This window comes from Candidatus Polarisedimenticolia bacterium (assembly GCA_035764505.1).
In the GTDB taxonomy this organism is placed as follows: Bacteria; Acidobacteriota; Polarisedimenticolia; order Gp22-AA2; family AA152; genus AA152.
The window spans coordinates 1-9,238 of record DASTZC010000034.1 but is presented as its reverse complement, the minus strand read 5'-3'; the positions used below and the strand labels follow the sequence as shown (position 1 = coordinate 9,238).

Sequence of the window (9,238 nt, the reverse complement as noted above, 5' to 3'; positions counted from 1 at the left end):
TCTGTGCCCAGGAGAGCTTGGTGGACAGCGCGACCGGCTGCGCCCGCGTCGGCTTGCTCCAGGGTCCGAGCACCTGGAAGTAGACCGGCACTCCCGCGTTCTCCGCCGCTTCCACCCGGATCGGCGGCTCCCTGCTCCCCGGGAAAGAACCCTCCCAGGCGTGCCGCCGCTCGGCATAGTCGGGCGGCACCCAGCGCGGCTCGGCGGGCGTGAACGAGGCGAAATCCAATCCCGCCTCGGCGAACAGGGCGGTATAGTCGGGACTGTCGTGCGACGCATTCGGATCATCCTGCTGCGGCGGCACCACGCTCAGCTCGACCAGCCTGCCCGACGGGTCGAGGACCATCGCCGCCATGCCCGGCACGGTCGGCGCCGGATCGGACCAGTTGACCACGCTGTTGGCACCCAGCGCCTCGAGAGGCCGCGGCCCCTGGCGGTACCAGAACTGGATTCCCGACGGCCGGCCGGTGCGCAGCGGCTCCCACCTGGCCGGGCCGGTATCCTCGTTCTCCAGATAGTCCAGGTAGACCGAGTTGACGCTGAAGCCCCAGGCAGAATCGGCTGCGATCAGCGTGGGTGAAAACTTCTTCAGGAGCTCCTGCGCCCGGTCCACCAGGACGGCCGGCGGCTTCGTGAACGGCAATTGCCGGATCAGGAGCAGCCTGTCGGACAGGAAGACGGCGCCCGCCATCAGAAGCAGGAACCCTGCGTAAAGCGCAGCCCCCATCACCATCGACAGAGTCCCCTCCTCCCCGGAGGCCGCCACCATCTCGGGTGACGGTGTCTCGCCGGCCGCCAGGGCCGCGGCCAGCGGATCGCCGCCCGGCAGCGCCGCGGCCACGGCCAGCGCGGAGGCGGGGCGCGCCCTGGGATCGGGCTCGAGGCAGCGGAGGATCGTGCGTTCCACCGCCGGATCCAGCGCTTCCACCACGGATGAAGGCGAGACGGCGCTGGCCGAATCGCGTCGGATGGCGATCAGCTCCGCCATCGAGCTGGCCGCTCTGAAGGCGGGCTTGCCGGTGAACAGCTCGTGCAGCACCAGACCGAGCGCGTAGACGTCGCTGCGCACGCTCGCCTGCTCGCCCTGCAGCTGCTCGGGCGCCATGTAAGCCGGCGTCCCGGATCTTCCCTGCAAGCCGGACTCCTCCGCCAGTGAGGCGAGGCCGAAATCGGTGATGCGCGCCTTGCCGCGCCCGTCGATCATGATGTTCGCCGGCTTCAGGTCGCGGTGCAGGACGCCGCGCTCGTGGGCCGCGGAGAGCCCGGCGCAGATCTGCCGGGCCACCTCCACCGCCTTGTCCTGCGGGAGCCTGCCAATGCGCCGCAGCAGCGTGGCAAGGTCCTCGCCATCCACGAACTCCATGGTCAGGAAGTGCAGCGAGTCGGCCCGGCCCGCGTCGTAGACGCGGCAGACATTCGGATGCGACACCTGGCGGGTCAGTCGCACCTCGTCCAGAAGGCGCGCCAGGCGCTCCTGGTCCGCCGCCAGCGCTTCCGGCAGGAACTTCAGAGCGACCGCCTGGTCCAGCATCAAGTCGTCGGCGCGGTAGACCTCCCCCATGCCGCCGCGCCCCAGCACGCCGACGATCCGGTAGCGCTCCGCCAGGACGAAACCGGGCGCGAAGCGCTCGCCACGCCGTGCGCCGCTGGAGCCCGAGGTGTCGCGCGAAAAGGAGGGGGAGCGGGGCGGGGAGGGAGATCTCGCCGGCGAACCGCCTTCCAGATGGGTCATGGTGGGGCTGACCGACGCATGCTGCAGCGGATCACCGCAAACGTGGCAATAGCGGGCCGATTCCGGCGCTTTGGTGCCGCACCCGGGACAAATCATGGACTCCTCCGCAGGCGCCCACGGTAAGGGACTCAATCGATGGTGTCAACGCAGGAAGGAGCGGGAAGGTTTCGCATCCGGAAGCGAGTTGACACAGAGGCCGCCGAGGCGTCCAAGTTCAGGGACTGGATCGATGATGTCTACCAGGAAGGAGGGAGTGGTTGCGTATCCGAAATCGCGTTCACACCGAGACCGCCCGGATTGCAAGGCGCGCCGAGCGCCGCGAACTTATCTAGGTACGCCCGCGAGGCGCAACGCCGCGAGGCGGAATGGATCGGCCTCCCCGACTAGTGATCGAGGCGCAAGGAGACCACTTTGGAGACTCCGGGCTCCTCCATGGTAATCCCGTACAGCAGATCGGCCGCCTCCATCGAGCGGCGGTTGTGGGTGATGAGGATGAACTGCGTCTCCGGGGTCAGCTCGCGCAGCATCCGCGTGAAGCGTCCGACGTTGGCCTCGTCCAGAGGGGCGTCCACCTCGTCCAGAATGCAGAAGGGGGACGGGCGGTAGCGGAACAGGGCGAACAGCAGGGCCACCGCGGTCATCGCCTTCTCCCCTCCCGACATCAATGTGATGTTCTGCAGGCGCTTGCCGGGCGGCGAGGCGATGACATCGATGCCGCACTCCAGAACGTCCTCGTCCTCCATCAGCCGCAGCTCCGCCTTGCCGCCGCCGAACAGCGTCACGAAGCTGCGGTTGAAGCTCTCCTGGATCTGGGTGAAGGCCTCCAGGAACTTCTCGCGCGACGTGCGGTTGATCTTGCGGATCGAATCGTTGAGCGACTCGATCGCCTCCTCCAGGTCCTTCTTCTGGTCCGCCAGGAAGCGGGTGCGCTCGTCCATCTCGCGGTACTGCTCCAGCGCCGCCAGGTTCACCGCACCCAGCCGCTCGAGGCGTCCTTTCATCGCGGCGATCTCCTCCTCGATGGCCTGGACGGAAATCTCCCCTTCCGGCAGGGGGCGCGCGCGCAGATCCTCGAGGCCGCCGCCGATCTCCTCGCGCGCCGCCGCCTCCAGGTGCTTCAGCTCCACCTCGAGGCGCGCCGCCTCCACCTCGGCTTCTCCCAGCTTGCGGCGCGTCTCCTCCAGCTCGCCGCGCGCCGAACGCGCCGCCTGCTCGGCGGCCGCCAGCTCCTGGCGGCGGGTGGCGGCTTCCATCTCGCTCGCCTCCACGCGCGCTCCCAGGGCGCCGCGCTCCTCCTCCGACTGGCGCAGCGATTCTTCCAGGACGGTCATCGAGGCTTCGAGGTTGCGCACCAGCTCGGAGGCGCCCGCCGCCTCGGCGCGGGCCCGCTCCAGGCGCTCGCGCTCCTCGCCGGCTGCCTTGACCCAGGCCTCGAGCCCTTCCTCCTCGCGGCGAATCGCCTCGCGCTGCGCGCCCACCTCCGAGCGGAACGAGCCGAGCGACTCGGCGAGGGAGGTCATGGCGGCCCGCTGCTCGGCCAGCAACTCGGCGCCTCCCGACAGCCGCTCCTCGAGCGCCTTGCGGCGCAGCTCCGCCGCCTGCAGCGCTTCCTCGGCCGCGGCGCCTCCCGTCTCCAGTGCGGCGCCTTCCCGCTCCACCCGTCCACGCTCCTGGTCCGCCAGCTGGGCCGCCTTCTCGGCGCGCTGGCGATCCTCGCCCCGCTGCGCCGCCAGCAGCCGCGCCTCCACCAGCAGGCGGTCCTGCTCGCGCTGCCGCTCCTCCAGCTGGGTGGAGCGCTCCTCCAGCGACGCCCGGCGCGCCTCGCCGGACGCGCGATGGGCCTCGAGGCGCACCTGCTCGTCGCGCCTCGCGGCGAGCTGAGCTGCCAGCTCTTCCTGCAGGTGCCGGCGCGACAGAATGCCGCGCTCCTCCGGCGGCGCCGCACCGCCATGCACCAGCCCGCTGGAGCGGACAAGGTCCCCCTGCGACGTGACGAAGCTCCATCCCGGGTGCCGCGCATGGAGTTCGAGGGCGCCCGCGAGATCGGCGGCGATCAGGAAGCTGCGGAGGCCATGCTCGAGCGCCCGGCCATAGGAGCCCCTCAGCGCCACCTTCGAGGCGAGCGGCCCCAGGCAGCGCGAGTCCGTGGCCAGCTCCTCCGGAATCTCCGGCCGCGACCCGATAGCTGGATGCGCCGCCAGGAAAGCGCCGCGGCCGCTGCTCTCCTCGCGCAGGAGGCGGACCGCCTGAACGATGTCCTCGTCGCCTTCCATCACCGCGGCGCCCAGCAGCTCGCCGAAGGCCGCTTCGGCTGCCGGCACCCATTGCGGATCGACTTCGAGAGCATCGGCCGCCCGGCCGAGCGATCGCACCTTCCCCTGCGCGTTGAGCTGCAGCACCGTTTCCAGGGCGCGGCCCGCCTCGTCCTGGTTGCCGGCCGCCTCCTCCAGGGCGCGGGCGCGCTCCTCCAGCGCGGCGATGGTGGCGGCAAGCTCCTCACGTCCCGCCGCGATCGACTGCAGCGCGGCAATCTCGGAGGCCAGGGTCTCTTCGACCGAAGCGCGCTCCCGGCGCGTCGCCTCGAGATCCGCGCCGCGCGTCGCTGTCAGCGCCTCCAGCTCCTCGATTTCCACCTCGCGCGCATCGCGCTCGCTGATCGCCGCGCACCGCTCTTCCTCGATTTCCTTCAGCCGTACGGCCAGCCGCTGTCGCTCCTGGCCGATGCGATCCCTGTCGGCTCGCGCCTCGGCCTGCGCGTCGAGGGAGGCCAGCAGCGCAACGCGAGTCGATTCGGCGTCGTGCTGGAAGCCTTCGACCTCGTCCATGCGGCGCTTCTGCTCCTGCTCTCGCGATTGCAGGCTTTCCTCCAGCTCGGCGAGCTTGAGACGCCGCTCCTCCATGCCGGCGCTGCGCTGCTGCAGGTCGGCCTCGCGCTCAGAGAGCCGCACGCCGATCTCCGCCGCCTCGGCGCTCCAGCGCAGGATCGCCTTGAGCGACTCCTCCTTCTGCTCGCGCGAGCGCTCCCTTTGCAGATGATCGCGATCGATGGCGCGCACCAGGTCGGAGAGGCGCTCGCGATCCCGGCGGATCGCATCGTCCCCTTCATCGGTGCGCCGGCGGATCGACTCGACGTCGGCCTCCCCACGCGCCAGCGCCGCGCCGTGCGCGGCCTCCCGGTCCGCCAGCTCGCGGCGCACCGTCCCCGAAGTTTCGGTCTCGCGCTCGAGATCGGCGAGCTTCGAGCGCAGCAGCCAGCCGCGCCGGGTGCGAATCGTCTCCTGCAGCCGCTGGTAGCGGCGCGCCTTGGCCACCTGGCGGCGCAATGATCCCGCCTGCTTGCTGACCTCGGTGAGGATGTCGTTGATGCGCAGCAGGTTCGCCTGGGTCGCCTCGAGCTTTCCGAGGGCCACGCGGCGCTTCGCCTTGTAGCCCATGATGCCGGCGGCTTCCTCGAACAGGCCGCGGCGGTCCTTCGGCTTGGCGGTGAGGATGAGATCCACCTTGCCCTGCTCGATCACCGAGTAGAGGCGGGATCCCACCTGCGAGCGCGCCAGCATGTCCTGGATGTCCTTGAGCCGGCAGCGCAGCCCGTTGAGGGAGTACTCGCTGTTGCCGTCGCGGAAAAGCCGGCGGGTGATGGAGAACTCCTCCGCCTTGTCGGCGGAGCCGTTGGTCGACATGAACTTGAGCGTCACCTCCGCCATCCCCAGCGGGCGGCGCGCTTCGCTGCCATTGAAGATGACGTCGGCCATCCGGTCCGCCCGCAGCGAGCGCGGGCTCTGGTCGCCCAGGACCCAGGAGATGGCGTCCCCGATGTTGCTCTTGCCGCAGCCATTGGGACCGACCACGGCAATGATGCCGGGCTTGAATTCGAAGGCGGTCCTGCCGAAGAAGGACTTGAACCCGTGCAGCTCCATCCGATCCAAGGTGAACATCCGGCTCCCCGGGCCTCAGGCGGCCCCCAATCGAGGTTTTTTACTGCCCACCTTCGAAGGTCGGATTCTAGCGAAAGCACCGAGGCGTGTAAAGAAAATCAGCGCAGGATCTGGGGGGGAGTATCGACCTGGCTCACAAGGAATTGTGGCCGGCGGTTAAGAGCGAAAAGCTAAAGTAGAGCTTTAACGATCGCGCGACAGAATCAGGTCGGGCAGCGATTCCAGGGCGCGCCGAGCCGGTGAATCGGTGAAGTGTCTCAGCTCCATGCGGGCCCGCTCGCCGTATTGCCTGGCGAGGGCGCGGGTCTTCTCGAGCGTCCCGTGTTCCCGGACCAGCTCGACGATCTCGCGGCTCTCGACGCGGGAGAAGTCGCCGTCCTCCAGGACCCAGGCAATCTTCCGCCGAATCGATTCGTCGCCCTGCTCCAGAAGGTAGATGAGCGGCAGGGTGACTTTGCCTTCGCGGAGATCGGAAGCCACCGGCTTTCCCAGCGTCTTCTCGTTGGAGGTGAAATCGAGCATGTCGTCGACGATCTGGAAGGCCATCCCGAGGTTCGTGCCATAGCTCTCCAGCGCCGCCTCGCGCTGCCTGCCGACGCTTCCCAGCACGCCGCCCACCAGGGAGCAGCCCGAGAACAAACAGGCGGTCTTGCGCCGCACGATGTCGAGATGCTCCTCCGCCGAGACGCCGATATCTCCCAGCCGCCGCTGCTGGATCAGCTCCCCCTCGATCATCTTGAGGGTGATATCGGCCAGGATCTTGATGACCCGGAGGTCGTCGGCCGTCAGCGCCATCGACATCGACTTGATGTAGAGGTAGTCGCCGAGGAGGACCGTCAGGCTGTTGCCCCACGCGGCGTTGAGCGAGGATCGCCCGCGTCGCAGCGTCGCCCCGTCGATGACGTCGTCGTGCACCAGCGTCGCCGTGTGGATGAACTCGAAAACGGAGGCGAACAGCACGTCGCGGTCGCCGCGGTAGCCCGACATCTGCGCCGACAGCAGCAGCAGGAGCGGGCGCAGCCGCTTGCCGGATCCGTTGGAGAGGTAGGTGCCGAGCTCGTCGATGACGCCGATGTCGGAATGCAGGTTACGCGCGACCTCGGCCTCGACATCGGCCAGCTTGACGCCGACCAGTCCGAGAACGTCGGAGAAGAGGAAGCTCCCCGGCAGCGCGCGGATCGATTGGCTCAAGCTCGGCTCCGCACCGCCGCACGCGCCTTCACGCCGAAGGCCGCGGAGGCAGGACAGGATCGAAGGTGCGCTTGTGCAGGACCTGGTCGCCCTGGAGCTGGTAGCACAGCCCCTTGGCGTAGTACCACCAGTTCTCCCGGCCGGGCGAATCGGGGAGAGTCTGGCGCCGCTCGGGCAGCCCCATGCTGCGCAGAATCTTGCCGCGGTTCGAGTCGGGGCCGTACTCCGTCACCATCGACGAAACCTTGGCCCAGTCGGGATGGTCGCGGATGACCGCGTCGGCCTGCACCTCGGTTTTGCTCTTGAAGGTCTTGGTGATGTTCTGATCGGCGGGGACGGCGTAGCGCACCGGATCGAAGGTCTTCGGATCGTAGAAACGCAGGTAGAAATAGTCGAACTTGGGATCGGGCTGCACCCGCAGCTCGAACTTTCCCTCGGCGTCGGTGGTGGTCCGGCCGACCTCCGCCTGCTGGCTGCCGGTGCTGAAATGCAGCAGGTTCAGCGTCGTCTTGGTCTTGATGAGGCGGACGGGATACTCGGCGAGCGGCTTGCCGGCGGCGTCCACGATCCTCCCGTGGATGACGACCTCGGCGGGCGGCTCCGCCGCCGCAACGGCCGAAGCAGCGGCCAGGAGGCACGCGACGAGCGCTCCCATGATTCCCTGCCCGAATCGTCGTCGCATGCAGCCTCCTATCGATAGTTCTCGAATTGCATCTCGAACGGCAGCGAGCTGGACCTCAGGACCTGCATGATCGATTGCAGGTCGTCACGGCTCTTGCCGCGCACCCGCACCAGATCTCCCTGGATGGCGGCCTGCACCTTCTTCCCCGTCCCCTTGATGAGCTTGACGATCTCCTTGGCCTGCTCCGTCGGGATCCCCTGCTGCAGGGTGATCGTCTGCCGCATCATCCCGCCGGCCGCCTCCTCCGGCTTGCCGAAAGTGAGCGACTTGAGCGGAACTTTGCGCGCCGCCAGCCGCTGGCTGAGCATCTCCTGCACGCTGCGGCGCTTGTAATCGTCGTCGGCGAGCAGGTGCAGCTCGAGCTCTTCGCGGCGAATCTCGCTCTTGCTTCCCTTGAAGTCGTAGCGTGTGCGGATCTCCTTCATGACCTGCTGGACGGCATTGTCCACCTCCTGCAGATCCACCTTGCACACGATGTCGAAGGAGTTTTCTTGAGCCATGGGCCGCCGGCAGCTTTGAGGCGTTCAAGAGGGTGCGGATTGTAGCATCGGGCTTTCCGGCAGATCAAGGAGAAGCCGGAGCGCCCGCCTTGCCGCCGAAGGTCTGGATCTCCACGCCCCGCGGGATGTCGAACCGGAAGAGCTTCTCCGGGAGATTCTTGTCCGATCGGATCCGTTCGAAGCGGTATTCGATCCGGTTTCCCAGAGGATCGAGCAGGCGAATCGACTGGATCCAGCCCTCCCGCGAAGCCTCCACCGTCACCGAGTCGTAGGGAAAATCGGCCGTACGCGGCGACAGTCTCAGCACCCAGAGCCGCGCATCGCCGGAGGAGCGCTGCGCCTCGACGCGGAACTCCTCCTCGAGGGAAGCGGTGCCGCCCAGCAGCCTCGCCGTGAGCGCGCTTCCTTCCAGATCCTTCACCGGCCCCATCAGCACCGCCCGGTCCTCGGGAAGGTAGAGCGTCGCCTTCTCCCCGTCGGTGATCGCCAGCTTCCCCTTCGGTCGCGAGTACTCCCAACGCATCTTTCCCGGAGGTTTCAGGTAGAGCGTCCCTTCCTCGCGCTGAGGCGTGGGAAGCGATCCCGACGTGACCACCTGAGAGAAACGCGCCACCAGCCCGGGCGAATCGCGGTAAGCTCGCTGGATGGTGCGCAGGATTTCCACGGGCGGCGGATCGGGGGGGGCCGGCGCCTGCGCGGCGTCCGCATGCAGCACGAGCAGCATCAAGGGCATACCGATCCCGAATCGTGATCGCACGGCGGGATTCTAGCACCCGGTACCGGGGGGACCAACATTCGAGGGCTTTGGGGTGAACAGTGGCACCCTTGGAGGCGACGATCTGAGTAGTGCTTCAGGGAACAGGGGCACCGTTTGAGACGACGGCTGAAGAACGCCGCGCCTCAACGGCCGGCACTTGAGCAGGTGCCTTTGGAAAAAGGCGCGCTTTTGAGGCAACAGGAAGAACGCCGCGCCTCAACGGCCGGCACTTGAGCAGGTGCTGAGGAACAGGTTTAGACTTATAGGCCCCGGCTGAAGGACCTGTGCCTCATGATTCAGCGGGTGTTTTGGGAAACCGAGGTACCCTTGGAGGCGACGGCTTAAGAACGCCGCGCCTCAAGGGCCGACACTTGGGCAGGTACCTCCCCGGAAATTGCCAAAGCTGCAACGCTGAGGGGCCGCGGCTACTCTTCCTGAACA

Annotated in this window: 6 protein-coding genes; all 6 read right to left on the bottom strand. The window is 67.9% G+C overall.

Features of this window, described 5'->3' with window-relative positions:
- Nucleotides 1-1,828, bottom strand: a 1,828-nt coding sequence (locus VFW45_02440; GenBank protein HEU5179623.1) for a serine/threonine-protein kinase, incomplete at its 3' end; no start/stop codon positions are given.
- Nucleotides 1,829-2,115: 287 nt separating this feature from the next.
- Nucleotides 2,116-5,667, bottom strand: a complete 3,552-nt coding sequence (smc, locus tag VFW45_02435; protein ID HEU5179622.1) for a chromosome segregation protein SMC — start codon at nt 5,665-5,667, stop codon at nt 2,116-2,118.
- Between the two features lie 183 nt (nt 5,668-5,850).
- The gene (locus VFW45_02430) at nt 5,851-6,858 is read right to left on the bottom strand and encodes a polyprenyl synthetase family protein (GenBank protein ID HEU5179621.1); all 1,008 of its coding nucleotides are present in this window, start codon (nt 6,856-6,858) and stop codon (nt 5,851-5,853) included.
- Between the two features lie 28 nt (nt 6,859-6,886).
- Nucleotides 6,887-7,540 carry a carboxypeptidase-like regulatory domain-containing protein gene (locus tag VFW45_02425; protein ID HEU5179620.1) on the bottom strand — a complete coding sequence of 218 codons (654 nt, stop codon included), beginning with the start codon at nt 7,538-7,540 and terminating at the stop codon, nt 6,887-6,889.
- Between the two features lie 8 nt (nt 7,541-7,548).
- On the bottom strand, nt 7,549-8,040 hold the full coding sequence (locus VFW45_02420) for a YajQ family cyclic di-GMP-binding protein (GenBank protein HEU5179619.1): 492 nt from the start codon (nt 8,038-8,040) through the stop codon (nt 7,549-7,551).
- Nucleotides 8,041-8,104: 64 nt separating this feature from the next.
- Nucleotides 8,105-8,764 (bottom strand): outer membrane lipoprotein carrier protein LolA, encoded by a 660-nt coding sequence (locus VFW45_02415; protein HEU5179618.1) that lies wholly within the window; start codon nt 8,762-8,764, stop codon nt 8,105-8,107.
- Nucleotides 8,765-9,238: the final 474 nt, after the last annotated feature.